General features: G+C 51.3%; 22 protein-coding genes. 13 read left to right on the forward strand and 9 right to left on the reverse strand.

What is annotated here, in order from left to right; translation table 11 throughout:
* Positions 1–2: 2 nt before the first annotated feature.
* The 8 genes from B4N58_RS00695 to moaA form a co-directional block, all read right to left on the reverse strand.
* Complete coding sequence (locus tag B4N58_RS00695) at positions 3–1997, reverse strand: TolC family protein (RefSeq protein WP_040512430.1); 1995 nt, start codon at positions 1995–1997, stop codon at positions 3–5.
* Positions 1998–2020: 23 nt separating this feature from the next.
* Entirely contained in the window at positions 2021–3175 is a 1155-nt protein-coding gene (locus B4N58_RS00700; RefSeq protein WP_291744925.1) for an Ig-like domain-containing protein, read from the reverse strand.
* A gap of 139 nt (positions 3176–3314) precedes the next feature.
* Positions 3315–4607 (reverse strand): HlyD family type I secretion periplasmic adaptor subunit, encoded by a 1293-nt coding sequence (locus tag B4N58_RS00705; protein ID WP_291744927.1) that lies wholly within the window; start codon positions 4605–4607, stop codon positions 3315–3317.
* 62 nt (positions 4608–4669) lie between these two features.
* The gene (locus B4N58_RS00710; protein WP_291744929.1) at positions 4670–6793 is read right to left on the reverse strand and encodes an ATP-binding cassette domain-containing protein; all 2124 of its coding nucleotides are present in this window, start codon (positions 6791–6793) and stop codon (positions 4670–4672) included.
* Between the two features lie 100 nt (positions 6794–6893).
* The gene (glp, locus tag B4N58_RS00715) at positions 6894–8138 is read right to left on the reverse strand and encodes a gephyrin-like molybdotransferase Glp (protein WP_291744932.1); all 1245 of its coding nucleotides are present in this window, start codon (positions 8136–8138) and stop codon (positions 6894–6896) included.
* Between the two features lie 15 nt (positions 8139–8153).
* Positions 8154–8747 carry a molybdenum cofactor guanylyltransferase MobA gene (gene mobA / locus B4N58_RS00720; RefSeq protein WP_008249072.1) on the reverse strand — a complete coding sequence of 198 codons (594 nt, stop codon included), beginning with the start codon at positions 8745–8747 and terminating at the stop codon, positions 8154–8156.
* Complete coding sequence (locus tag B4N58_RS00725; protein WP_291744935.1) at positions 8744–9613, reverse strand: formate dehydrogenase accessory sulfurtransferase FdhD; 870 nt, start codon at positions 9611–9613, stop codon at positions 8744–8746. Before B4N58_RS00725 ends, mobA begins: the two co-directional genes overlap by 4 nt.
* 9 nt (positions 9614–9622) lie before the next feature.
* On the reverse strand, positions 9623–10741 hold the full coding sequence (moaA, locus tag B4N58_RS00730; RefSeq protein ID WP_291744937.1) for a GTP 3',8-cyclase MoaA: 1119 nt from the start codon (positions 10739–10741) through the stop codon (positions 9623–9625).
* A 120-nt stretch (positions 10742–10861) separates the two neighbouring features.
* Between moaA and B4N58_RS00735 the strand changes: the two genes are divergently transcribed.
* The 9 genes from B4N58_RS00735 (at position 10862) to B4N58_RS00775 (ending at position 20101) form a co-directional block, all read left to right on the forward strand.
* The gene (locus tag B4N58_RS00735) at positions 10862–11329 is read left to right on the forward strand and encodes a DUF3305 domain-containing protein (protein WP_291744939.1); all 468 of its coding nucleotides are present in this window, start codon (positions 10862–10864) and stop codon (positions 11327–11329) included.
* Between the two features lie 4 nt (positions 11330–11333).
* Positions 11334–11963, forward strand: a complete 630-nt coding sequence (locus tag B4N58_RS00740; RefSeq protein WP_291744941.1) for a DUF3306 domain-containing protein — start codon at positions 11334–11336, stop codon at positions 11961–11963.
* A 229-nt stretch (positions 11964–12192) separates the two neighbouring features.
* Positions 12193–14307 carry a 4Fe-4S binding protein gene (locus tag B4N58_RS00745; protein ID WP_291744943.1) on the forward strand — a complete coding sequence of 705 codons (2115 nt, stop codon included), beginning with the start codon at positions 12193–12195 and terminating at the stop codon, positions 14305–14307.
* Positions 14304–14930: a TorD/DmsD family molecular chaperone gene (locus B4N58_RS00750; protein WP_008249078.1), complete on the forward strand. Its 627-nt coding sequence runs from the start codon at positions 14304–14306 to the stop codon at positions 14928–14930. Before B4N58_RS00745 ends, B4N58_RS00750 begins: the two co-directional genes overlap by 4 nt.
* A 14-nt stretch (positions 14931–14944) precedes the next feature.
* On the forward strand, positions 14945–15163 hold the full coding sequence (locus B4N58_RS00755; RefSeq protein WP_008249079.1) for a twin-arginine translocation signal domain-containing protein: 219 nt from the start codon (positions 14945–14947) through the stop codon (positions 15161–15163).
* A gap of 15 nt (positions 15164–15178) precedes the next feature.
* The gene (locus B4N58_RS00760; RefSeq protein WP_040512432.1) at positions 15179–18118 is read left to right on the forward strand and encodes a molybdopterin-dependent oxidoreductase; all 2940 of its coding nucleotides are present in this window, start codon (positions 15179–15181) and stop codon (positions 18116–18118) included.
* A 25-nt stretch (positions 18119–18143) separates the two neighbouring features.
* Positions 18144–18746 (forward strand): formate dehydrogenase FDH3 subunit beta, encoded by a 603-nt coding sequence (gene fdh3B, locus B4N58_RS00765; protein ID WP_008249081.1) that lies wholly within the window; start codon positions 18144–18146, stop codon positions 18744–18746.
* Position 18747: 1 nt separating this feature from the next.
* Positions 18748–19011, forward strand: a complete 264-nt coding sequence (locus tag B4N58_RS00770; RefSeq protein ID WP_008249082.1) for a hypothetical protein — start codon at positions 18748–18750, stop codon at positions 19009–19011.
* Positions 19012–19024: 13 nt separating this feature from the next.
* Positions 19025–20101, forward strand: a complete 1077-nt coding sequence (locus B4N58_RS00775) for a formate dehydrogenase subunit gamma (RefSeq protein WP_291744948.1) — start codon at positions 19025–19027, stop codon at positions 20099–20101.
* 235 nt (positions 20102–20336) lie between these two features.
* Here B4N58_RS00775 and B4N58_RS00780 read toward each other — a convergent pair whose 3' ends face one another.
* Positions 20337–23255 (reverse strand): Rne/Rng family ribonuclease, encoded by a 2919-nt coding sequence (locus tag B4N58_RS00780; protein WP_291744951.1) that lies wholly within the window; start codon positions 23253–23255, stop codon positions 20337–20339.
* 420 nt (positions 23256–23675) lie between these two features.
* Between B4N58_RS00780 and B4N58_RS00785 the strand changes: the two genes are divergently transcribed.
* From B4N58_RS00785 to B4N58_RS00800, 4 genes are read left to right on the forward strand one after another with little or no spacing between them, the layout of a single operon-like run.
* Positions 23676–24683, forward strand: coding sequence for an RluA family pseudouridine synthase (locus B4N58_RS00785; RefSeq protein WP_291744953.1), 1008 nt, complete (start codon positions 23676–23678; stop codon positions 24681–24683).
* Positions 24680–25339 carry an HAD-IIIA family hydrolase gene (locus B4N58_RS00790; RefSeq protein ID WP_008249108.1) on the forward strand — a complete coding sequence of 220 codons (660 nt, stop codon included), beginning with the start codon at positions 24680–24682 and terminating at the stop codon, positions 25337–25339. Before B4N58_RS00785 ends, B4N58_RS00790 begins: the two co-directional genes overlap by 4 nt.
* A 6-nt stretch (positions 25340–25345) precedes the next feature.
* The gene (locus tag B4N58_RS00795; protein WP_008249110.1) at positions 25346–25723 is read left to right on the forward strand and encodes a Rieske (2Fe-2S) protein; all 378 of its coding nucleotides are present in this window, start codon (positions 25346–25348) and stop codon (positions 25721–25723) included.
* A 2-nt stretch (positions 25724–25725) separates the two neighbouring features.
* On the forward strand, positions 25726–26682 hold the full coding sequence (locus B4N58_RS00800) for a S49 family peptidase (RefSeq protein ID WP_008249111.1): 957 nt from the start codon (positions 25726–25728) through the stop codon (positions 26680–26682).
* Positions 26683–26691: the final 9 nt, after the last annotated feature.

A 26691-nucleotide genomic window follows, 5' to 3' on the forward strand; every position in this document is an offset into this window, starting at 1 on the left:
TTTTATTCAACCTGCGCTTGAGCAACATTCAGATTTTTTCTGGTCTGGGTTTGCGCCGTACTGACAGGCATGTTTTGTTCCCGAATAATTTGCCAAACACCTTTGTTTTCTTGCCAGGTCAAAACTTTTTTCGAGCGTTCCTGATACAACTTTGCGCGGTAGTCCTGAACAAAGCTGATTTCGTATTCATTGGGTTTGTCGAAGCTCGGTATCACTAGTAAGTCGGAAATCTCGATATCGATTCCCTGTGCTTTCGTAATGCGATCTCGGCGGTTACTGACCCATGCTTCATAGCTGCCTTCTTCGGGTTTGAAGTTTGGCGCGTAAAACGCGATGTAACTGTTCAAGTCTTTGTTTTCCCAAGCCCTCGCCCACGCTTTGGTCTTGTCGATCAGGCTTTTAGACACTTCTGCGGGGTCTCCAAATGCAGCCACCTGTTGGCTTGCAAGGTCACCGTTGTCCAATTGGGCCAATTGAATGGGCGGCAGGCTGTTGGTCGAATTCACTGACTTCAATGCCTCATCGAATCCAATGTTGGGCAAATCAAAGTCTTCCAGATTGATAAGGCGAGTGGGGCACCCTTCGGCCTCAGCGCCACTGTGGGTTTGTTCTTTGTAAAACAGAACATTGCGCTTGGTGGGTTCATCCACATTCACCAGTTCATCGACAGCAAATAGCGTGATCAATTGGCCGGTGGCCGCCAGCAATTTCAATTTTGAAACACTTAAATCGGCTTCAATATTAATCAAAGCCCTTTGTGCCTGATAGTACTCATTCTCTGCACTCAGCAAATCGAGCAGGCTGCGTCGCCCCACTGCAAATTGCTGTTCATAGGCTGCGCGCGCCTTGGAAATTGCAGCCGCCTGTTCACGAAAGTAATTCAGCTTTTTTTGAGAACTGACCACATCAAAAAGCGAGGTTTGTGTGGACTGTCGAATGGCCCTGCAAATCACCAGTTTGTCGTCCAGACTGCGCAGTCGACGTTTGATTGCCGCATTACGGGAGGCATTGTCGGCTCCACCACGGTACAGGTTAATCGTAGCCAGCAAGTCGATCGACGAAATTTGGCGCTCGTCAAATGTGGACAGGTAGTTGCTGTACACATCGGTTTTTGCGCGTAAATCAAGGCGGGGGTGAAAGCCTTCGCTGGCCGCAGTTACTGCCTGTTTGGCGGTAGCAATGGATGCATTGGATGCCTTCAGTAGCGGGTGGTTGTTCAGGGCGAATACCAAACGTTCGCGGTTTTCAACCTCAAAGTTGGCATTGACTACGTATTCACCTGCCTGATTGACTGGCCAAACTGTGTCGGTAATTCGTTGATAGTTGGCCATCGCGGAAAAAGTGTTGGCTTTCTCGGTGGCCAGGTTACCCAAAGCCAAAGTGTACCGGCTGCGCGCCTGTTCCAGATCGGATTGACGCGTTACACCGCTTTTTACCTTTTCCTCAATGCGGTTCATCAGTTCTTGGTGATACTTCAGATTGTCCTCGGACAAACGAGTCAGGGCCTGAAAACGTGACACATCAACATGTGCACTGGAGGCATCAAAAGCGACCTGATTGGCCTTGTTCAGATATCGGTAATAGCTTTGCATCGCCTCGGAGTAGGCTGCAAGGTAGCGGGCCTGAGAGGCAAAACCGTTGTACAGGTTTTGGCGCGCCTCAATGCCATAGGAGTTTGCGTTGTAGGTACGCGTGTCAGCGTCTTCGATCCGGGTTCGTTCGCGACCTGCAGAGCCCCGTGCATCAACCGTGGGCAACAAAGTGCCAAATACCACGTTGGCCTCTTCCATTTGCGCTTCGAGCGCATGTACATCTGCGTCCAGTGCAGGGCTGTTTTGCAGGCCTTTGATCACGCTTTGTTGCAATGGGTTCGGCGCATTGTTTTCTGTGGGCTGCTCTGCGAGTATCGCCTGGTTTTCCTGTGTCCAGGCCGAAGGCGGGGCCAGGGTAAGAAGGGCGATGATCAATGAAGTGGATAAGTTGTAGCTTGTGTTCATATTGGCTCGTTCGTTAAATTGCATCAACAGACAGCAGCAGCTTCTTCAGCAGGTGCGCAGTTCGCAGAGTCAAAAGCACTGGCGCTGAATCCTGAGGCCCAAGCTGTTTTACTTTGGATGTATTCGTTGGCCTGGTCGCGGGCTTGATCCAGATAGGTTTGTACATTTTCCTGAACGGCTTCAATTACAGAATCGACCGTGTATTGTTCAGAGGAATATTCGTGGTCGCCCATCTGCGTATTGCCCGTGTAGTCGCTGCTGTCGGTGTTGTCAGCGCAATCGGTGTTGTCAGCAGGGTAATCGTTGTCGTTCACGGCTACGTCAATGGCGTCGACCTTTATGTACACATGGGCAGTGTCGGTCAGGCAACTTTCATCGCCGACGGTGTAGCTAATAACATCCTCTCCGCAAAAACCTTCATTGGGTGTGTAGTGCAACTTGCCATTCTTGATTTCCACTGTTCCGTTTTCGGCGCTTGCTTCGTTAATTTTTAAATCACCGCAGCCTAGGTCGTTTTTTAGAACGTCGACGATCACTGGGCAATCTGTCTTTGTGCTGGCGCAGTCATTGACCGCGTCAACCTCTGGGCAGTCAGGATCAGTTTTGCAATCTGGTTCGTCCACAGGCGGACAGGTGGGCGGCGTGGGGCACTCGCAGTCTCCTTCTTCGTCCACCGGCGGATCAACCGGTGGTGGTTCTTCATTTTCATCCACTGGCGTTGGGGGTGGCATGTCTTTGCATTCCACACTCGCAGGGCCTTCTTTCTCAACCACTCGAACTGTGTTGGTACCATTTTCGCCAACCTTGCCATCCATGCTGGGCAGTGGGTCTTGGTTAACCCGCTCCACCACATAGCCCTCGCTTAGTTTTGGAAGGTCTTCGGGCACATCGTTGTCTTGTGCGCCGACAGTGATGTATTTGCGGATCACATCTTTTTCAGGAGGGGTAGCAGCGTCGAATGGAACAATTTCACCGGTCTTTGGCTTGATCAGCCATTCAGTAGGTCCCTCCAGAGGGCGAACCATTTCAGGCGCGGTAATTTGTCCGTCTGTATAAGGACCTAGTTGAACAACCACCTCTGTTTGCGGTTTCCGCTTCAGGGCTGGGCGAGGTTTTCTGGCCAAGCCAAGGGTACTGGGATCGCATTCTTGGGCATTCACAACTGGCTTTTCGCTCATGGGGGTCCTCGGGTTCGATGTCATTGATAAGTGATCGAGCCGCGAGTTTGGTTCCAAATCACCCGCGTGCCAAACAGGTGATTGGGTCAGGATTAACGGGAGTTAACTCTATCGAGTTATTGGAATGATTCGGTTGGGTTTACTGCTCGGTAAAAGCCTGGATTGAACCGCGTATAACTGGTTTTGTGAGGTAGGACAACACGGTTCGATCTTCAGTTTCAATGCTCACATTGGCCACCATGCCAGGCATCAGTCGAATTTTCTCATTGACATTCAGGCGAGGTACCTTCACTTTCACACTAAAGTAGGGTCGACCGAACTCGTCAAGCAAACTGTCTGCGGAGATACTTTCCACAGTTCCTTCCAATGCGCCGTAAATGGAATAGTCATAGGCAGTCACACGAATGTTGGCGATTTGTTTGGGTCGAATAAATGCAATGTCTTTTGGGTTGATTCGGGTCTCGAAAACCAGTTGCTCATCAATTGGCACAATTTCGATCACCTCTTTTCCTGCGGGGACAACGGCGCCTCGGGTGTTGTACAAAACTCGTTGCACAAGACCGTCCACCGGGGTTCTCAATGTGGCTTGATTCACTCTGTCCGTGAGCTCGATCTGGTTCTGCTCAAGACTGGCCAACCTCGCCTTGACTTCCGAGAGTTCGGTACGCGCTTCATTAATCTGCTTTAGGCGAGTTTCCTCAATTTTTTCGCGAGCCTCGCGAATGGCAGAGTACAGGCGACTGGTTTGCGCCTTGGCTCCTTCATAATCGCCTTTTGCTTTGGCGACGTCGCGTTCAAGTCGCAGTACTTCAACCGGGGAAACTGCACCGCTTTTTAGCAGTGGCCGCATACTGCTCAACTCTTGTTCGGATATTTCCAGGTTTCGTTTGGCAGCGGTGGCGTTGCTTTGTGCCTCATCGAGTTCGCGTTGCCGTTGGTCAAGCTGTTGTTCATAAATTTGCGTTTGTGAAGCCCATTCTTGAAGTTTGGTTTGTAGCAGTTTGGATTCCTGCAGGTACAGATCGGGGTATTGCTGAATTAGCGAGGCAGGTATGTTCGGCGTGGTGTTGTTAAGTTGGGCCATCAGCCGGGCTTCACGAAATTGAAAAGACGCATCAACCGCTTCCTTTTCCTTCAGGCTTGATGAAAACCGGGTGATGTCGATTTGAACCAGCTTGTCGCCAGCCTTGACCAATTGGCCCTCGCGCACAAACACCTGGTTGATAACTCCGCCATCCACAGCCTGAATCACCTGCAAGCGCTGGGAGGGTACAACACGCGCCTCGCCGTGAGCTGCTTGGGGTACTGTTGCAATTGCAGACCATGCCAACAAGGCCAACAAGGTAAGGGCACAGCCATGTACCAGGCGTTTTGTGAGCACTTGTTGTTCATGCCAAAGCCTTGACTGCTCAAGCCCCGCTGTTGCCGGCATGTGGTGTTCGCCATTTTTCCCAAGAAGCCAGTTTATGAATCGTATGGTGTGGCGCTGAGTTTTCATGGTTCAACCTGCGTTGTTTGCTTTCGTTGTGTGGCCAGAGCATTGGCCGCATGCAGTACTTCAGGTTTGTTGCCTTGTGCGTGAATTTGCCCGTTGTGCATCAGGGCAAGGCGACTCGCACAAGCCAACAACCCAAGCTTGTGGGTTGTAAACACCAACATGCTTCGTTCGGGTAGTTGTTGCAGGTGCTGCAACAAGCGGTTTTCCATATGCTGGTCCAGGCAAACAGTGGGTTCATCCAGCAGTATCAGTTGTGGTTGGCCTGCCAGCGCTCTGCAAAGCGAAACTGCCTGTTTTTGCCCCGACGACAAGTTGTTACCCTGGCTGTCTATAGCCATGTGAATACCGTCTGGGTGCTGGTCTACCCAGTCTTTCAAGCCAAGTTGTTGGAGAATTTCCCAGCAATCGCTTGAGTTGATGTGCGGGCGCATGAAGCGAATATTGTCGAGCAAACTACCCTTGAGTAACACAGGGGGTTGACTGGCGTAACCCACTTTGGATTGAAATTCACTGTTTTGATAATGTTCGATCGACAATTTGTTGACCACAAGTTGACCCTGATCGCATTTAAGTTGTTGGGCAAGCAGTTTGAGTAGGGACGTTTTTCCAGACCCTGTGGTGCCGATAACAGCTAGCCTGCCACCGGCATGCAATTGAAGGTTCACATTGCGCAGCAAGAAATCAAATGGTTGATTGGCTTCTTTGTTGCGCCCCGGTTTAATTACGCTGGCGAATTCAAGCGACATGTTGTTGATTCGTTCAAGCGCTGAACGTTGAACCGTGGTTGGGGTTTGTTGCCCCAAGAACTGGTCAAGTTCTTCGAAAGTGGCTTGGGCTGAATGTGTTTGTACTAGATGAGCCTGTAGTTTTTGAATTGGTGAGAAACAGCGCATGGTGAGCATGGACACTGCGATCAATCCACCCACGGTGAGTTGCTTTTCAACAATGAAATAAACGCCTAGCGTGATAGTAAGTACCCAACTACTTTGTTGTAACAGATGTATTCGTTGGTTCACCACAAACATTTGATCGCGAACTGCGTTGCCGCTTAATCGCGATTTAAGCTGAAGCTTGTTCAATAATTTGCCATGGGCTTGCTCAACGCCATGTGCCTGAATGCAGTCCAGGCCAGACAGTGAATCAAGCCATTGGCTTTGGGTTTCCCGACTTTGTCGCATTTGCGTTTGCCCAAGCCGTGAAATTCTCCTGTGCGATGTTGCAATGAACAGCAAAGTTAGTCCGATAACCCCCCCTGCGATCAACAGAAACAGCGGGTGAATCAGGGCTATTACTGCTAAGAAAAGTACTAAAAACGGAAGGTCAATCAGTGCAAGAAGAAATACACCAGTGACCAATTCACGCAGTTGCTCGAATGAACGCAAATGCTGTAGAAGCAGGCTTGGTTCAGTTTTGTAGACGGGTACATTCAAAAGTGATTTCGACAGATGCATCGTGCATCGGGTGTCGATCGAAGTTGCGGCAACCTCCATCAGGCGATGGCGCGCATGTTTCAAGGCATGTTCAAAGCCCAGGCAAAGAAATACACCCAGTAGCAATGCAATCATTGAGGCATAGGCTTGGTTGGGAATGATGCGGTCATACACCTGAAGCGAGAAGAGTGGGCCCGCCAGTGCCAACAGATTGATCAGCAGGGAGGCATAAATCACCGGCTTAAAGCTTCCATTTTCGAAATCAAATGCTTCTCGTAACCACTTGCTGTCGCGAAGCTGTTGCCAAAAGTCAAGCAGGCCTGCCGGTGCTTGTTCATTTCCTTGAACTGTTTTTGGCGCTTCAATTTGCAAGGCCCATTTCAATGAAACCGGCGTGGCATTCGATGAAGTCAGTTCTTGAAGTCGACCACACTCACCGTTGTGCAGCGTGGCCAATGTGTGCGGGCCTAGGTGTTTGATTTCACTGACGGACACCTGATGAAAAAGCTGCCACGAAATATTGCAGGCGGATAGATAAGCCAACAATTGATTTAAGTCGGTGTCGTGTTCCGAGTCAGCCAGATCGGTTTGTAATTCCCATTGGCTGGGCAGAAATTCCAGTCCCATTTCCTCAAGCAGGCCGCACAAAGCGCGTTGCAATGGTTTGATGGGGCGCGGGTCTTGGAGCATGTCACAGGCCAAAATTCAAGAGCGCTCATGGTATCGCTTGAATCTGGCCCTGAAAATCACTCACTTGGTTCACTCCCCCGGGCGGGGTGTGTGCGTACTTCTATATCAAACCTTCAAAGGGCAACGCCAGAACGGTGTCCCCAGCCTTCAAATCACCTTGGTCATGTTCCAGCACCAGCAAGCAATCGGATTCAGACATACTGCGCAAGATTCCTGATCCTTGGGCGCCGCTAAGGTGGGCAAGCAAAAGACCTTTTTCCATGGTCAGGCGGGCTCGTTGATACTCGGTACGTCCTGGGCGTTTGCGTACATTTTGAGCCAATTTTGCAGACACCATTGGAATTGGCAGTGCGTTGGCATTGGCCAGTTTGAACAAAGCATCACGCACGAATGCATAAAAGGTCACCATGACTGCGACTGGGTTGCCGGGCAGGCCGAACAAGTACGCAGAGTCACCATTGGCTGCATTGTGCACCTGGCCAAAGGCCATTGGGCGGCCAGGGCGCATGGCAATTTTCCAGAAGTTAACGCTCCCCAGTTTTTCCATGACCTGCTTGGTGTAGTCTGCCTCACCCACAGATACGCCACCCGATGTAATTATCACATCGGCTTGTTCCATGGCCTGCAGCATCGCGTGTTCAAGGGCTTCCGGGGAGTCATGAACTACCCCCATGTCAAGCAGTTCAATAAACCTCAAACGAGTCAACATGCCATACAAAGTGTAACGGTTGCTGTCGTACACGCAGCCTTCATCCAGCGGCTGACCCAAGGAGCGTAACTCGTCGCCGGTGGAGAAAAATGCAACACGCAATTTTCTGCGTACCGAGATTTCGGCAACGCCCAGTGAGGCCAGCAGGCCCAAGTCAGCTGGCCGAAGTACCTTGCCTGCGGGCAGGGCAGGTTTGCCAATTGTTAGGTCTTCACCGGCAAGGCGGCGGTTGTCTCCAGCCTTGACAGCCCCTGGTGGAAAACTGATTTGGTCGCCGCTCACGGTGGCATTTTCTTGCACCAGCACGGTGTCGCAGTTCAGGGGCATCACTGCGCCGGTCATAATGCGCACGCATTCTCCATTGCCACAAGTGCCGGTGAAGGCTTTTCCCGCATAGGCGGTACCGATCATTGTCAGGTGAGTGATGTCGGAATTCTGTATGTTGCTGCTGTTGAAGGCATAACCATCCATCGCAGAATTGTCGTGAGCCGGCACATTGATGGGGGACAACAAATCCGCAGCAAGTACCTGGTCCAGCGCCTCGCGAATGGCCACCGTGCGTGTGCCTGTAATCGGCTTGAGAAGCGACAGTATTTTGAGTCGCGCTTGTTCCACTGTTTGAAAATCAGTTTCCATGCTTTGCCTTGCTACTCAGGATTTCTGCTCAAGTTCTTTGAGTTCTTCAAGCGTGTTGACGTTGTGAAAGGCGGCTTCATCGTCAAACTCAACTGCCTCATGAGGAATATTGGCGTACCAGGCGTCAATTTTCCGGCCGCCCTTGCGCAGGAATTCTTCCATACTGGGCAACAGTTCGGTTCGCATCATGCAAAACACCGGGTGGTGGCGACCTTTGGTCGAAGCCACTGTCAACATCAGCCCAACATTTTTCTCGAAGGGGGCGCTCAGTTTTTCAACCAGATTCACCGGGAACATGGGCACATCGCAAGGCACGGTCACCAAGAAAGGCACTGTGGCGTAACTAAGGGCTGTCTGCATTCCTGCCAGAGGGCCTGCAAAATCGGGTTGCTGGTCGCATATTACAGGTATGCCAAATCCTTCGTAGACACCAATGTTTCTGTTGGCATTCATGGTCATGCTGCCGACCTGCCCATTGAGTCGCATCATGGCATGAAGTGCCAGTGGTGCGTTTTTGTAATTGCGTAATCCTTTGTCGATGCCACCCATTCGGCGGCCCATGCCACCGGCGAGGATAACGCCGGTGATGTCATCCAGAGAGATACTCATGCGTATTGTGTGTCAGTTAAAGTGTTGAATCGATGGGTGCCGGTGTAGAGCAAGTAATGCTTGCCCTGGCAGCGCCCCAGCATTGTGATATTCAATTTCTGGGCGATTTCATAGCCCATTTGTGTCAGGCCCGAGCGCGATACCAACACGGGTATGCCCATTTGTGCGCATTTAATGACCATCTCTGAGGTTAACCTGCCGGTGGTATAAAAAATTTTGTCCTCACCAGTCATGCCGTGTAACCACATTTGGCCAGCGATGGCATCGACGGCGTTGTGACGCCCAACGTCTTCAACAAACAGCAAAATTTCTCCGCGGTTCTCGCCGCTATTCGAACACAGTGCGCAACCATGCACAGCGCCAGCCTGTTTGTAGATTGACTCGTGTTTACGAACATTGTCCATCACGCCGTACAGCACGTCTTGCGAAAGGTGATAGGCGTTGCTGAGTTGAACCTTGTCCAGATCTTCCATCAAGTCCCCGAAAACGGTGCCTTGTCCGCAGCCCGAAGTTGTAGTTTTCTTCTCCAGCTTCTGGGCCTTTTCTGTGGTTTCCCAAATGGTTTGGCCTGTATTTTTCAACACAGCTGAAGTGACCGCAACACTCTCTGTTTCCCAGTCCACATGAATTGCCGCGATCTCCGAGGGATCAGACACTAATCGCTGATTGCGCAGCCAGCCCAGCGCCAAGGCCTCAGGTTGTGCGCCCAAGGTCATGATGGTCAGCAGTTCTTTTTTGTCGAAGTACAGGGTGAGTGGGTGTTCACCAGAAATTTGAACCGGCACCTGTTCTCCGCGCTCGTTGGTGGCCGTGATTTCAACCGTGCTTGGAATACTGGCGTTGGTGGTTTGAATTTGTGCTGCCATTGAAACCCCTCAGCCTCCGATGTAAGACATTTCAATCCGGTCTTTCGGTTGAGCAGTGTTTTCAGTGCGGATTTCGCTGTAGCGGTCGGCACGAACAGCCCAGAGATTGCGGATTGCATGGTTCAATTGCTTGCCAATTTCTTCTGATGGGGCGTTTGAGCGAATCAGTGGTTTTAAATCGTGTCCTTTGCTCGCAAACAGGCAGGTGTAAAGCTTTCCTTCGGTGGACAAACGAATCCGCGTGCAGTCTTTGCAGAAAGCCTGTGTCACTGAGGAAATTACGCCAACTTCGCCGCTGCCGTCGCTGTATTTCCACCGCTCGGCCACTTCACCCACGTAATTGGCATCAACAACCTGGAGTTGTGAAAGCCCCTGCGAAATCATGTTGATGATTCGCGCTGACGGCACCACTTCATCCATCTTCCAGCCGTTGCTGCTTCCGACATCCATGTACTCGATGAATCGCAGAATGTGGGGAGTGCCTTTGAAATGCTTTGCCATAGGCAGCACCTGATCGTCGTTCATCCCACCTTTGACAACCATGTTCACTTTGATTGGCCCAAGGCCTGCCTCGTGTGCCGCTTCGATGCCATCCAGCACTTCATCCACTGAGAAATCGACATCGTTCATGGCTTTGAATACCGCATCATCAATCGCGTCCAAGCTGACCGTGACACGGTTCAACCCAGCTTCTTTCAGGATTTTCGATTTCTTTCGCAGCAGCGTGCCATTGGTGGTCAAAGTAATTTCAACGGGTTTTCCGCCAGGTGTTCTCAGGCGGGAAAGCTGTTCAATCAGAGTTTCGATATTTTTTCGAAGCAATGGCTCGCCGCCTGTCAGACGAATCTTCTCAACACCCAGCGCGACGAATTCGCGGGCAACCCGCTCGATCTCTTCAAAGCTGAGCAGGTCTTTGTGCGGTAAAAACTGGTAGTCCTTGTCGAATATCGACTTGGGCATGCAGTAAACGCAACGGAAGTTGCAGCGGTCGGTGACGGAAATCCGCAAGTCATGAAGCCTGCGATTGAAATGATCTTTTGCGGGTACTTCACTGCTTTGCGGTGCGCTGAAATTCAGGGGAATTACGCGCGAATTGTCTTGGACCAGTTGAATAACTCGGTCTGTCATTGTTCAATCCCTCGCCCCATGGGGCAAACTCCTATTGTGATACTTGTGCTGTATCTTCTAATCTAATAACCATGAATTGTGCCCTTAGTGACGGGCACCGGCAACTCACAGAGGTGTTTTTTGAGCGCAAAATTTTTGGTGCTGGGTGAACTGGCTTTCAATGTGAAAATTGGTAGGGTGGTGCAAAGCTCTCCATGGCAGCCATTTCGCTGGCAGGTACTTGAAATGGGGCCAGTCGATGTACCCATGCCACAAGGCATGGATGAGCGGGTTCAGGCTATCAATGTCGAGGTGTATCAAGATCAGTTGCAAGGCTATTTCCTGAATCTGGACACCGACACACCCTTTATTTTCTTTGGTGTCAGGTATCCCGAAGACAACAAAACCCTGATGCCATCAATTTTTGATGCTACTTTCAGTTACGACGAAGCTGCGCGCTGGATGGACTCCAACGAAGAGGTTCAAACCTTGCCGTTGCCCGCGCCAGTGGCCAGTTGGCTGGCGGAACTGGTTCAGGCGAAATACCAGCCTGAGCCCAAACAGCGCAGGCGTCCGCAGTCATTCATAAAACCTGAAGAGCGCAGTTAATTCGATGAGCGAAAATTTTTTAAGTCGTTGGTCCAAGCGGAAGCTTGAGGTTCGAGCCCAGGAGCAACTGGCCGAAGAAGTGACGGTATTGAAGACCGAAGCACCACTATCTGGTGTTGATTCCGGACAAAGTGCCGCGGCGGGTGAATTGAGCTCAACAAAGCCACTGGAGCAGACGGCGGCGACCCAGCCCGAGTTGCCTTTGCCGACGGAAGAAGATCTCCAGGCGGTAGAGCAGGGTGGTGATATCAAGGCTTTCATGGTCGAAAAAGTGTCCACGGAGCTGAAAAACAAGGCATTCAAGGCACTTTTTTCCCGCCCAGAATTCAATGTGATGGATGGTCTGGACATCTACATTGATGATTACAATAAATTTACACCGCTGAGTCAGGAGGACATCGGGAAAATGACCCTGTCCAAGCAATTGCTCAGCAGGCCTGACCTTGAAATATTGAAAAAGTCCGAGATTGATGAGGGGCTTGAGCGCGTTGGAGCAGTGCTTTCCGAAACTGATGACTCTGGGTCTCCTGTGTTAGACGAAATCGATGTGTCTGAACATTCCGATCTTGAAAAATCAGATTTACAGAATGAGACTAGGGTTATCCCTGACACACTGCAAGATGCTGATTATTAAAAAGAATTAGAAAATCGTTCGTTTGAATCGCCAGATAAAAAATAACGAATACTTGGTACATTTTGTCTGTGGCGTGTCCAGCCCGATACAGACAAAATGCACCAACACTCATGCTTGTATACAAGAGGTATTTCTAGGCGACTGATTCTAAATAAGAAAATTCTCCCCGCTGGTCTGGCACAAGTTTTGCAATTAATTGCCAAATAACCAAAATAGAAGTATCAATACAATGACCAACTCGGATGTGTTTGTGTGTGGTTGCCAGGGCAGCGGCGAGACAGTCGATAAAGCGTTGCAAAACGTGAGAGTCGAGGGTATTCGTTTCATTTCAGCCCAGCGCGCTTGCCGCGACGGAATCACCGCAGTGCTGGACGCCAAGAACCAAACTGCTGGCGCTCGCTGTTTTGTGGGTTGTACGCAGGAACAAGCAGTATTTGAATCTGTTGCCGACGGCGCAACATCCCAAACTATTGAATTCTTCAATTTGCGCGGCCTGTTGCGAGGTCAGCCGACGGGTCAAAGCTCGCCCGAGGCCGCAGCCACGGTGGCAGCGTTGGCCGCCTACGAAACTGATTTCCAGGTTGAGCCCGTGCCGGCTGTGGTGTTTAAATCGCAAGGCCGTGTCGCCATTGTTTCCAACAGTGACAAGCAGTTGCACCATGCGCAAACCCTTTCGAACAACCTGACGGTTGATTTGTTGGTGGCTGATCCCGCAGGTCTCGTGCTACCAGCCAAGCGCGATCTAAACGTACTCGCATTAAGTGTCGATTCTGCCGAAGGCTACCTTGGCGCATTCTCCCTGAATACACGAAAGACCAATCCGGTCGACATGGAAATGTGCACGCGCTGCGGCGCCTGTGTGGATGCATGTCCCACCCAATCAATTTCGAAAGAATCGCTGACCATTGATTTGAACAGTTGCGACCAATCCGGCGCCTGTATCAAGGCTTGTGGCGATTTCAAGGCGATTTCATTTGCCGACATGAGTACCGTGACCGCGCGCCAGTACGACATGGTGATCGACTGCACCATGCCCGGTCTGTTTGCAGATCGCCAGGCGCCTTTGGGGTACTGGCACGTTGGTGACAGCGATCAATTGCTGCTCGAAGCAATGCTCGACGCCGTACAAACCGTGGGCGAATTCGAGAAACCCAAATTCTTTGAGTACAAGTCAAGCATCTGTGCGCACAGCCGCTCGAACAAGGAAGGCTGCAATAGTTGCATCGACGCTTGCAGCACCAAAGCGATCAAGTCAGCTGGCGAGAAAATTGAGGTGAATCCTCACCTGTGCCTTGGTTGCGGTGCCTGCACCACGGTGTGCCCAACCGGAGCCATTCAGTTTGCTTTGAGTCCCGCGACTGTTCAGGGCCGTTCAATCAAGTCCGCACTCAAGGCCTTCCGTGCCAACGCTGGCAAGAAGGCCGAAGTTGTGTTGCACGGCCCAGACCTTGAACACAACTGGCTGGAGTCGGCAAAAAAAGCCGCGAAGCCAGCATCGGGCAAAGCTGCAATTTCAGACTTCAGCTTGTTGCCAATTGAATTGAATCACAGTGCCAGTGTCGGTCCGGATCTTTGGTTGTCTGCACTGGCTTTTGGTGCAGACCGCGTCACCATCATGCAGTCTGCTGTTGAAGCAAGTCACTATGGCGAGCCCTTGGCCGCACAGGTGGGTTGGGTCAATGCCTTGCTGGAAGCCATTGGCTTGCAGCGCCGTGTTCGGGTGCTGCATGTCGGCCAAACAGACCAGTTGTTTGCCCCCAGCGACCTGCAGGCAAGTGGCGTAGCGCCAGCCAGCTTCGAGTTGTCCTCGAACAAGCGTACCCGCATGGAATTTGCAATCGACCACTTGGTCGAATATGCCCAACTGAAAGCAAAAGTGAGCTTTGCGGAACCGATCGCCCTGCCAGCAGCTGCGCCGTTCGGCGCGGTGTTGGTCAACAAAGACAAATGCACCTTGTGCATGAGTTGCACAAGCGCTTGCCCCGCTTCGGCGCTAATCGACAATCCTGAAATGCCACAACTGCGCTTCATTGAACGCAACTGCGTGCAGTGTGGTTTGTGTGTCGAGACGTGTCCCGAAAATGCCATGCAGCTTGTTCCACAATTGCTGCTTGGACCCGCTGCACGTGAAAAGCGCGTGTTGAATGAATCGCAGCCTTTCCATTGCATCAGCTGTGGTAAAGCTTTTGGCACCAAGCACATGATCGACAACATGTTTGCCAAATTAAGCCAGCACAGCATGTTCGAGCGCAATGCGAATCGCTTGAAGATGTGTGCCGATTGCCGCGTGACCGACATGTATAGCGCCAAGGATGAAATGACCATTTTTGAGGTGAAGAAATGAGCATCCAGGTTCAACAGGATGACAACCTGATCGCTGGTGAAGACTGGGCCCGTGCCGATTTTTACGGTCTGTTGTCCCAGTTGTTTTCAGGCAATGTGACAGACGAGTTCTTGGCGCGTTTTCGCGAAATTGATCGCGAGTTGCTCGACATCACAACCCCTTTGGGTTTCGAGTTTTCGGAGCTGATCCGAGTGGTCGGACAGTTTGATAGTAAAAAGATCAATCAAGAGTTTGTGGATAATTTCATCGGCGTTGGTCGCCCGGAAGTCATGCTCTATGGCTCGTATTACATGGCAGGTTTTTTGAATGAAAAGCCCTTGATTGCCTTGCGAGATGACCTGGCCAAATTTGGATTGACCCGTGATGAAAGCCTGGTGGAGACAGAAGATCACATCGCATTTTTGTGTGAGGTGATGCGCTATCTGATTTTGGCGGATGACCCACCCGTATCGTTCGCCGAACAACGTGCCTTTTTCCAGGCTCACATGGCGAGTTGGTACGGTCGCATGGCTGACGACATAGAGGCTGCCAGCAATACCGATTTTTACAAAACAGTGGGTCGATTGACCCGCGTATTTTTTGATGTTGAAACACAGTCTTTCGATTTTGAAAGTGCCGTTTGATTGGAGGTGATGAGATGACCAAGAAAATGATAAATCAAGACAAACCCAAGCTAGCAAGACGCCAATTCCTGGTGGGTGCTGGTGCGGGTGTCGCTGCTGCCGGTGCTGCACTGGTGGTTAGCAAACAACCTGAAGTGGCCGAACAAGCCGCTGCCGCAGGCACCGAGAAAAAATCGAAGGGTTATCAGCTCTCTGAGCATGTGAAAACCTATTACAGAACCTTGCTGGTGTAATTCAAGGAGACTAGGATGTTAAAGCGAAGAGACGAAAAGACAGTGGCCAAAGTGATTCCCAATCACAACCACAGCCTGCTCAATAAAATCGGATCCCGTTTGGGCGCCACTATGGACCGCCGTGCTTTTCTGAAGCGCTCCGGTATTGGTGTGGGTGCGGGTGCGGTTGCAGGCAGTCTGCCGTTTGGCATGGTGCGTAAAGCAGAAGCGGCTGCCGAAGGCGGTGCCGCAAGCGGCGCAATCGAGATCAAGCGTACGATTTGTACACACTGTTCAGTGGGTTGTGCCACAGACGCAGTGGTACAAAACGGCGTGTGGGTTCGCCAGAACCCCGTGTTCGAAAGCCCCATTAACCTGGGCGCCCATTGCGCCAAGGGTGCTGCACTGCGTGAACACGGCCACGGCGAGTATCGCCTGAAGTACCCCATGAAATTGGTGGATGGCAAGTACCAGAAAATTAGCTGGGACGAAGCACTGGACGCCATCACCAAAAAAATGCTGGCTCTCCGTGAAGAAAATGGACCAGACTCCGTGTTTTTTATCGGTTCGTCCAAGCATAACAACGAGCAGTCTTACTTGCTGCGCAAGTGGGTGTCCATGTGGGGCACCAACAACACCGATCACCAAGCTCGTATTTGCCACTCCACCACAGTGGCTGGCGTTGCAAATACCTGGGGTTACGGTGCAATGACCAACTCCTACAACGACATGCAAAATACAAAGTGTGCGTTGTACATTGGTTCGAACGCTGCTGAAGCTCACCCTGTGTCTGTATTGCACATGCTGCACGCCAAGGAAACCGGTGCGAAAATGATCGTGGTTGATCCACGTTTCACTCGCACGGCTGCCCGTGCAGATGAGTATGTTCGCATTCGCTCTGGTTCAGACATTCCATTCCTGTTCGGTATGCTGTACCACATTTTCAAGAACGGCTGGGAAGACAAAAAGTACATCAACGACCGTGTGTACGGTATGGACCAGATCAAGGCCGACGTAATGGCCAACTGGACTCCCGACAAGGTGGAAGAAGCTTGTGGCGTGAACGAAGCGCAGATGTACAAAGTGGCTGAAATGATGGCTAAGAACCGTCCCAGCACATTGGTTTGGTGTATGGGGCAAACCCAACACTCCATCGGTAACGCCATGGTTCGTGCCTCCTGTATCGTGCAGTTGGCATTGGGTAACATCGGTGTGTCTGGCGGCGGTGCAAACATTTTCCGCGGACACGACAACGTCCAGGGTGCCACCGACGTGGGTCCAAACCCGGATTCATTGCCCGGTTACTACGGCGTTGCAGAAGGCTCCTGGAAGCACTGGTGCCGAGTTTGGGGTGTGGATTACGAATGGATCAAGAGTCGCTATGCCGAAGGCATGTCAACCAAAGCGGGTATGACAGTGTCACGTTGGGTTGATGGTGTACTTGAAAACCCGGAACTAATCGACCAGAAAGCCGGTAACTTGCGTGGCCTGTTCTTCTGGGGCCATGCACCCAACTCTCAAACCCGTGGTTTGGACATGAAGAAAGCCATGGACAAGCTTGACCTGCTAGTGGTGATTGATCCCTATCCTTCAGCCACTGCCTCAATGGCGGCAATGCCAGGTGACCCCGCAGGTTTGAATCCAAACCGCGAGGTGTACCTGTTGCCTGCGGCAACTCAGTTCGAGTGTTCCGGCTCTTGCACTGCTTCCAACCGTTCGCTGCAGTGGCGTGAAAAAGTGATCGAACCCATGTTCGATAGCCGCACCGACCACATGATCATGTATCAGCTGGCTGAGAAGCTGGGCTTTGCAGACGAATTCAGCCGCTCACATACCTTGGTTAAAGGCAAGGGCGGCATGATGGAACCAGAAATGGAATCCGTCTTGAAGGAAATCAACAAAGGCACCTGGACCATCGGTTACACCGGTCAAAGCCCAGAGCGCTTGAAGCTGCACATGAAGAACATGCACACCTTCAACGTTCGTACATTGAAAGCTGAAGGCGGTCCTTGTGATGGTGACTACTTCGGTTTGCCATGGCCTTGCTACGGCACAGCCGATATAAAGCACCCTGGCTCGCCCAATCTGTACTCAACCGAGAAATCAGTGATGGACGGTGGTGGTAACTTCCGCGCCAACTTCGGTGTTGAGAAAGACGGTGTTAATTTGTTGGCCGAAGCTGGCTCACACCCAGTGGGTGCCGAGATTACTACTGGTCACCCTGAATTCACCGCAGACATGCTCAAACAGTTGGGCTGGTGGGACGACCTTACTGAGGCTGAGAAAGTCGAAGCCGAGGGCAAGAACTGGAAAACCGACCTTTCCGGCGGCATCCAGCGCGTAGCCATGAAGCACGGTTGCCACCCATTCGGTAACGCCAAGGCGCGCGCTGTGGTGTGGAACTTCCCGGATCCAGTGCCCAAGCACCGTGAACCGCTGTACTCGACCAAGCCAGATTTGGTGGCCAAGTACCCAACTCACGATGACAAGGCCGGCTTCTGGCGCTTGCCAACGTTGTACAAGTCAATTCAAGAGAAGAACGCCGACATCGGCAAGTCCTTCCCATTGATCATGACTTCAGGCCGACTGGTGGAATACGAAGGTGGTGGTGAAGAGACCCGGTCCAACCCATGGTTGGCTGAACTTCAGCAAAACATGTTTGTTGAAATCAACCCCAAGGCGGCGAACGACCGCGGCATCAAACACGGTGATCAGGTTCGTGTAATGACGCCAACCGGCGCGAAGATTCAGGTACAAGCCTTGGTCACTCGTCGTGTTGGTGAAGATACAGTCTTCTTGCCATTCCATTTCTCTGGGCATTGGGAAGGCAAAGACCTTCTTCAGTATTACCCAGAAGGTGCGGCACCTGTTGTACGTGGTGAAGCAGTGAACACTGCAACTACTTACGGCTATGACAGCGTGACGATGATGCAGGAAACGAAGACCACCGTATGCCAGATTGAAAAGCTGGTTTAAGCACTAATGCAAAGGAGATAAGAAAATGGCACGTATGAAGTTTCTATGTGATGCCGAGCGTTGCATTGAGTGCAATGGCTGCGTCACCGCATGTAAAAACGAGCACGAGGTAGAGTGGGGTATTAACCGCCGCCGCGTGGTAACCATCAACGACGGCGAACCCGGAGAGCGTTCAATTTCCGTGGCCTGTATGCACTGTTCAGACGCGCCTTGCCAGGCCGTTTGTCCCGTGAACTGCTTCTACAAAACCGATGAAGGTGTTGTATTGCACGACAAGGACTTGTGTATCGGTTGCGGTTACTGCTTCTACGCTTGTCCTTTCGGCGCACCACAATTCCCGCAGGAAGGTGCATTTGGTCAGCGTGGCAAGATGGACAAGTGCACATTCTGTGCCGGTGGTCCAGAAGAAGACGCTTCTGAAGCCGAGTTTGAGAAGTATGGTCGCAACCGTTTGGCCGAGGGCAAATTGCCTCTGTGCGCCGAAATGTGTTCAACCAAGGCATTGTTGGCTGGTGACGGCGACGTAGTGTCCGACATCTTCCGCAATCGCGTGGTTGTTCGCGGCAAGGGTGCCGAAGTGTGGGGCTGGAGTTCAGCCTATGGTCAACCTGCCAAGGAGGGCGCGTAATATGGCGCTTCGCGGCAAGTTGATTCTTTCCGGGGCCTTCGCGGGCCTCATTTTGGCCACTGGCTGTTCACCCCTGGAAGACGCCAACAACGGCAAGGGGTATGCAGGCAAGGCTGACACTCCTGCATTTGAAACGGGCGGCGGTCAGTACACCGCTGGCGGTTTCAAAGCAGGTGACAAGGAAAGCTGGGAAGAAACCCTGAACGTCCGAGCCAAAGCCCAGAACGAATATGTTCGTACTGGCGATTCGGCAAAGGCCCAATAAGGAGAAGTCGATCATGACACATTCAACCATTCGGGCTGCCGCGCAGCCAGGCTTGGGCAAGGCTTTGTTGGCCTTGTTCACCGCCCTGGTTTTTGCGGTGTGCTCACTTTGGTCAATGGGGGCCATGGCGCAAGATGCTTCTGAACGCTCACAAGCGCAAGTTCAAAAGCAACAAACGCAACCCCTCAACAATTCGCCAGTTTGGGAAGGCGTTGCGTCTGGTGAATCGTTCACCACCGTAACCAAAGGCCGTGAAACTGGTGTGTTGATCAACAAAAGCGGTGAAACTTGGCGCCAAATGCGCAATGACTGGATTTCCTACTATGGCGGCTGGGCCGTTGCGTTGGTATTTCTGGTAATTGTGGGTGCTCACTTGGTGAAGGGCCCTGTAAAGTTGCCCGAGCCACGCACCGGCAAGTTGATTGAGCGTTTTACTTCCGCAGAGCGTGTGGCCCACTGGACCATGGCATTTAGTTTTGTGGCGTTGGCGCTTACCGGTTTGTTGTTGATGTTTGGCAAGTATGTGCTGGCTCCATGGATGGGTTTAACGCTCAACTCATGGCTTGCGTCAATCAGCATCGTGATTCACAACTTTGTGGGTCCGTTGTTTGCAGTCAGTATCATTGTGTTTTTCATCATGTACGTGAAAGACAATCTGCCAGAGAAAAACGACATTGAATGGCTCAAGAAGGGTGGTGGTCTGTTTGGACATGCGCCAGCCGGTCGCTTCAATATGGGCGAGAAAATCTGGTTCTGGGGTGGCGTTACGGTGCTTGGTATCGTAGTGTCTGCAACTGGGCTTATCCTCGATTTTCCGAACTTTGACCAAGACCGCTTGCTCATGCAACAGTCACATGTAATTCATGCCAGTGCTGCGCTTTTGTTCATCATCATGTCCATGGGCCATATTTACATTGGTTCGATTGGTATGGAAGGTGCACTTGAGGCAATGCGTGACGGCTATGTGGATGAAACATGGGCCAAAGCTCACCACGATGCTTGGTACGATGACATCAAAGCTGGCAAAATTTCGCCAGTACGCTCCAAAGAAGGTGCAACAGCCATGGGTTCTCAAGTAATGGCCCGATAAAAGGCGCCATCACACTTGAAGAAAACTTAGGCAAAATATAACCCACTCAGCGATGAGTGGGTTTTTTTATGGCTCAACAAAAAGCCCAATGAAAGAATAACTTTCATTGGGCTTTTGTTAATGCTTAGTTGAGCTGCAGGCTGCTAACTACCTGTATTCAACCACTTCTATTGAACCGGTGTAGCGTCAATTCAGTGGCTGAGGGATATAGTTTCCTGCTGCTTTATTTGCCTTCTTAGTTTGAACCGCTTCTGAATTCAGGTTTGGTTTCAACCAAAACAAGGTTTTCTGTCGCAATTTGAACAACTGGTTTGCGTTCACGAGGAACACGCACTGGTTTAGGTACCGCCGCCAAACTGGATTGAACCACAGACCATTTTTCATGGTCGGTTTCTACCCACAACATACCTGCACTACTCAACATTTGTTCCAGTTCAGCCTTATTCAGCTTTGCAGCCTGCTTGGCAGGTTGTTCAGCTTCAGCAGCCTCCACTGTGTCAACAACAAGGGGTGCTGCTTCCACGGTGGTTTCTACTGCCGCTTCAACAGGCGCTTCTATGGTTTCTGCCACAGGTGCTGAGCTCGTCTCTTGAACTTGGGTTACTGCCGCAATCACCGACTGTACTGCCTGCACTTCCGCGACAGCAACGTTGGATTCATCGGGATTGTTTTCGGTGGAGCCCATTTGAGTAGGCTCTGCAGGCAAGCCCATTTCAGAGACATTCATGCCAGTGGCTGCAATCGGCTGTTCAGTACTTTCCTCGGAAACTTCATTTGGCTTGTCTGCCGAAGTTTCTGAATACTGTTGTCCAGTTTCAGCATTGTCACGTGCAGCACCATCACGATTGCCACCACGACCGCGGCGACGGCGACGGCGACGTGGCTCATCGCCACCCGCTTCTTCGTCACTGCCATACGACATGGTTTCAGCAATCTTGTTGGCGAGGTCTTCATCATCTGCTGCGTCAGCGGCCTGGAAGGTGTCTTCCGATTGCATCGCAGCCTGGTCAACAGCTGCACCAGCTTCACCTTCACCGGCACCACGGCCTCCGCGACCACGACGGCGACGGCGGCGACCGCCATTACGTTCGCTTTGTTCAGCGGAAGTTTCGGCAGCATCGGCGGCAACGGCTTCTACTGCGGCCAAAGGTTTCACTTCCAGTACTTCGGCGCCCGCTGCACGATCATCACGTGGTTTGCCTCGGCCACCACGATTTTGTTGACCAGAACGTGTTTGTTGGGCGTCGGCGGCTTTTGTCTCGTCGCCAGTTGATGCGCCAGTGGCCTCATCTTCGCGACCACGGCCACCGCGTCGGCGATTTCTACCTCCGCGACCATTGCGTTGATCGTTGCGATCACCTTGCGAACGGTTCTGCCCACGGCCACCACGGTCATTGGGCTTTTGTTCGATAACCACTGCTGGTGCTTCCGCTGTGGTGTCTCGCTTGAACCAGCTGATGATTCGCTGAATCAATGAAGGGCCTGCAGGTATAGCTGCCGCAACAGCCAATTCGGTTTTGGGCTTGCGCTCCTGATGGGGAGGCGCAGGCTGGGTCGGAATAACGCCTTTGATCACCGCTTCCTGACGTTTTACCGCTTCACCTTCCGTTTTTTTATCGTAATAGCTTTGCTCGTCTTTCGATGTGGCTAGTTCGAAACTTTGGCGCGGGTCTTCCAGGCGTTCATCGTCATGGCGCAGGCGAGTAATTTCGTAATGCGGCGTTTCCAAATTTTTGTTTGGAATCAGAAGCACATTGACCTTCAGGCGTGCCTCCAGTTTGTAAATCTCTGAACGTTTCTCGTTCAGCAGGAATGTAGCCACATCCACCGGAACCTGCACATGCACGCTTGCAGTGCCTTCCTTCATGGCCTCTTCTTGCAGAATACGCAGCACATGCAAGGCAGTGCTTTCCGTGTCGCGAATTACACCAGTGCCATTGCAGCGTGGACAAGTGGTATGTGAACCTTCATTCAGCGCGGGACGAATACGCTGACGGCTCAGTTCCATCAGGCCAAATCGGCTGATTTTGCCCATTTGTACGCGTGCACGGTCAAAGTGAAGGCTGTCTTTAACCCGATTTTCCACTTCCTTCTGGTTGCTGGCTTTCTCCATGTCGATAAAGTCGATCACGATCAAGCCGCCCAGGTCACGCAGGCGCAACTGTCGGGCCACTTCTTCAGCAGCTTCCAGGTTGGTGCGCAAGGCGGTGTCTTCAATGTCAGTGCCGCGTGTTGAGCGAGCCGAGTTTACGTCGATCGACACCAGTGCTTCAGTGTGGTCGATCACAATCGCACCACCCGAGGGCAGGGGAACCATACGGCTGTAGGCGGTTTCAATTTGGTGTTCAATCTGGAAACGGCTGAACAACGGAATGTCGTCGCGGTAGCGTTTCACCAAATTCATCATGTCAGGCATCACATGCTGCATGAATTGTTTGGCTTGATCGTAAATTTCATCAGTATCAATGAGTACTTCACCGATATCCGGGCTGAAGTAATCGCGGATGGCTCGAATCACCAAGCTGCTTTCCTGGTAAATCAGGAATGCGCCATTGGCTGATTTGCCCGCACCATCAATCGCAGTCCACAGCTGCAACAGATAGTTCAGGTCCCACTGCAGTTCTTCAACTGAGCGCCCAATACCCGCGGTACGGGCAATGATGCTCATGCCCTTTGGGTACTCAAGCTTGTCGAGTGCTTCTCGCAATTCCTGGCGCTCTTCGCCTTCAATACGACGCGAAACACCGCCGCCTCGAGGGTTGTTGGGCATCAGCACCAAATAACGGCCTGCCAGCGAAATGAAGGTGGTCAGGGCAGCGCCCTTGTTGCCACGTTCTTCTTTTTCAACTTGAACAAACAGTTCCTGACCTTCTTTGACGACGTCTTGAATGCGGGCTTTGCCGGCTTCAACGCCTTCCTTGAAATACTGACGGGAAATTTCCTTGAATGGCAGAAAACCGTGTCGGTCCTCACCATAGTTGACGAAACAAGCTTCAAGACTAGGTTCTACGCGGGTAATAATGCCCTTGTAAATGTTGCTTTTCCGTTGTTCACGGCCCGCTGTTTCAATGTCAATGTCGATGAGTTTCTGGCCGTCGACAATTGCGACCCGCAACTCTTCTGAATGAGTTGCGTTAAATAACATGCGCTTCATGCACACTCCAATGGCACCGCAGTGCGAAAAGAGATGCTGAAAAAGCGGAAGGAACAAAGAGATGCAAAAACGAATACAACAAAGCGCCGCTCGGCTTTAACCAAGAGCGGCGATTAAACTAAGGCATTGATATTTAATAATAAATATTGGTTCAAATTTCACCTGCGTAAGGTGGGCCTGCGTCGTTTTTGTTAGTACCCAGCGCTTCTTGTGCGCGCTGGTGCGTAAAATTCTTTGTTTCCAGCTTAAGGCGGGCATTCAGCCGCGCGCCTCTTTTTCAGCCATCATTGCCACCATCCAGGGTAGGCGGCACACCCACTAAATAAAATCGCGGTGGGGCGTATCCAGAAGTGATTTCGGACGCTTCCCAAGCGATAATCCGATTATATGCTGAACCCGCCCAATTGGTAAAACAAAGAATTGAAAACACAGGAAAAACCCAATCCCGACAGGGCTGTTTTGCTCGAAATTGACGAAAAACATCAAGACCAGCGATTGGACAACTTTTTGTGCAACGTGTGCAAAGGTGTGCCCAAAAGCCATGTGTTTAGAATTATTCGGTCCGGGGAAGTTCGCATTAACCGAAAGCGCGCTGAAGCAAAAACCAAGCTGTGTGTTGGTGATGTGGTGCGCGTACCGCCAATTAAGGTTGTTGAAAAACAAAATCTTGATTCACTTTCTTTAAGTGCTGGTTTAAATAAAACTCAGCTTTTAAAAGCTGCTGCTGACCTACCGATACTGTTTGAAGACGAGCATCTGTTGGTGGTGAACAAGCCGTCTGGCATGGCGGTTCATGGCGGCTCGGGTTCAAGTTTTGGATTAATTGAATGTATTCGTGCACTTAGGGCGGAAACTCATCAAGATTTGGAGCTTGTTCACCGAATTGATCGCGAAACTTCCGGAATATTGATTATTTCCAAAAAACGCAGTGCACTCAGAAAGTTACAAGAACAACTTAGAGCCAGGTCCTGGAAAAAATACTACAAAACCTTGGTGTTGGGTCATTGGCCAGAAGCTCTCCGGCAAGTCGATCTTCCATTGTTGAAAACACAGTCGGGCGAGAAAGAGGCCAGGGTTTTTGTGGATGAATCTGGTGATAAAGCCTGCACAAAGTTTAAGGTAATTCAGTGTTATAAATCATCTTATTCAAGCTTTACCTTAATTCAGGCTCAAATTTTGACCGGTCGAACTCACCAAATCAGAGTGCACACCAGTGCCAACAAGTTTCCAATTGCTGGCGACGATCGCTATGGCAATTTTGAAATGAACAAGCAGCTGGCCAGGCAGGGCTTGAAACGCATGTTTTTGCATGCAGCTCGCTTGCAACTTGTTCATCCCGCCACAAATGAAACTATAGTACTGGAGGCGCCTCTGGCTCCAGAATTAGATGGCTTTTTAAAATCGTTACAGGCAGTACAAAGCAGATGACCTACAAAATGGTGGTGTTTGACTGGGATGGCACCATACTCGACTCAACCGGTGCAATTACCCGTTCCATTCAGCGAGCCTGTCTTGATGCAGGGTTGCCCGACCCTGGCGAAGAAATTGCCTCTTATGTGATCGGGCTAGGCTTGAGCGACGCCTTGCGTCATGCCGCCCCTGGGGCCAACGAGGCCCAGATCGCCTTACTGGTTGAAAGTTATCGCAAGCATTATCTCAGTAAAGATCACGAGCTGGAGCTGTTTACCGGCGCCGTCCCCCTTCTGAAAGAACTGAATGAAATGGGGGTTATCTGCACTGTAGCCACCGGCAAAAGCAGGCAGGGCCTGAACCGTGCCATGGCCAATTCCGATACGGCCCGTTACTTTATGAGCTCGCGATGTGCCGACGAATGCCACAGTAAACCTCACCCCCAGATGATTCTGGAGTTGATGGAAGAATTCGACACAGACCCGGCTCACGTGGTCATGATCGGCGATACCACACACGATTTGAATATGGCCAATGCGGCTGGTGTGCATGCGCTTTCCGTTCAAACCGGGGCACATCCCCCCAAACTTTTGAACCAGGTGCCTCATTTGCAGTCTTTTCGTTCTATCAATGAATTGGCCCCATGGCTAATTCAAACCATCTCATCACGCTAATTTACTATGCAGCAAATTCAAGTATGTCAATCAAGTGATCTTGAAGAGGGCGGTACGGGTTACCGCTTCAGGGTGCTGTACAACAGCGAGGAAACCACCGCATTCATCGTGCGGGTTGATGACGAAGTCAGGTGTTTTTTGAATCGCTGTTCGCATGTGCCTGTTGAGCTTGACTGGAACTATGGCGAGTTTCTCGATGATTCGGGTCGAATTGTAGTCTGTGCAACGCACGGGGCCAGTTACGATGCCACCAATGGCAATTGCTTGGGCGGTCCATGCGACGGTAACCCGTTGGTGCGATTGAATGTCGAAGAAAAAGACGGTGCAGTGTACTGGACCCCGACCGACTTGATTACAGTACCAGCCGATGGTATCGAGGACTGAATATGAGTGATGAAAACAATCAATGGGAGCGCAAGCTCCTTGAAAAACTGGCCTCTGAAGCGCTGGTTGAGCAACGAAGAAAGCGTCGCTGGGGTATTTTTTTCAAGTTGATCGGTTTGGTGTACGTGGGCATTTTGATTGCCTCTGTATTGGGGCTTACAGCCACTCCCAGTCTTGAGGTCAGCCGCCATACCGCTTTGGTGGATCTCGATGGCGTCATCGCCAGCGATAGCCTGGCCAGCGCCGACCGAATCAACTCCAGCCTTCGCACAGCATTTGAAAGTGAAGGTTCAGTTGGCGTCATTCTTCGCATCAATAGCCCGGGTGGGAGTCCCGTTCAGGCAGGCCTGATCAACGATGAAATCAAGCGCCTGCGCGCTAAATATCCGGAAAAGCCTTTTTATGCGGTGGTGGAAGAGGTGTGTGCATCCGGTGGGTACTATGTTGCCGCGGCAGCCGATAAAATTTACGTCGACAAGGCCAGCTTGGTTGGTTCTATCGGTGTGGTGATGAACGGTTTCGGCTTCACAGGGACCATGGAAAAACTCGGTGTCGAACGCCGTTTGATTACCGCAGGTGAAAACAAGGGTTTCCTGGATCCCTTCAGTGAAGCAGACCCTTACCAGACTGAGTTTGCAAAGCAAATGGCAGAGGAAATTCATCAGCAATTTATTCAGGTCGTGAAAGAAGGCCGGGGTGAAAAACTGGCCCAAAACCCTGAGTTATTCAGTGGTTTGGTCTGGACTGGCGCCAAGAGTGTCGAACTGGGCTTGGCCGATGAGCTGGGTTCAATCGACACTGTCGCGCGTGATGTGTTGAAGGCGGAGGATATTCTGGACTACACCGAGCAGGATTCGTTTGCAGAGCGTTTTGCTGAGCGAGTAGGCGTGGTGTTTGGCCAAGGTGTTCGCAGTGTATTTCCAGAGTTTGGTGCACGCCAAACCCTGGGTTTTCAATAATTCGGTTTT

This window comes from Limnobacter sp. UBA3528, assembly GCF_002377005.1.
In the GTDB taxonomy this organism is placed as follows: Bacteria; Pseudomonadota; Gammaproteobacteria; order Burkholderiales; family Burkholderiaceae_B; genus Limnobacter.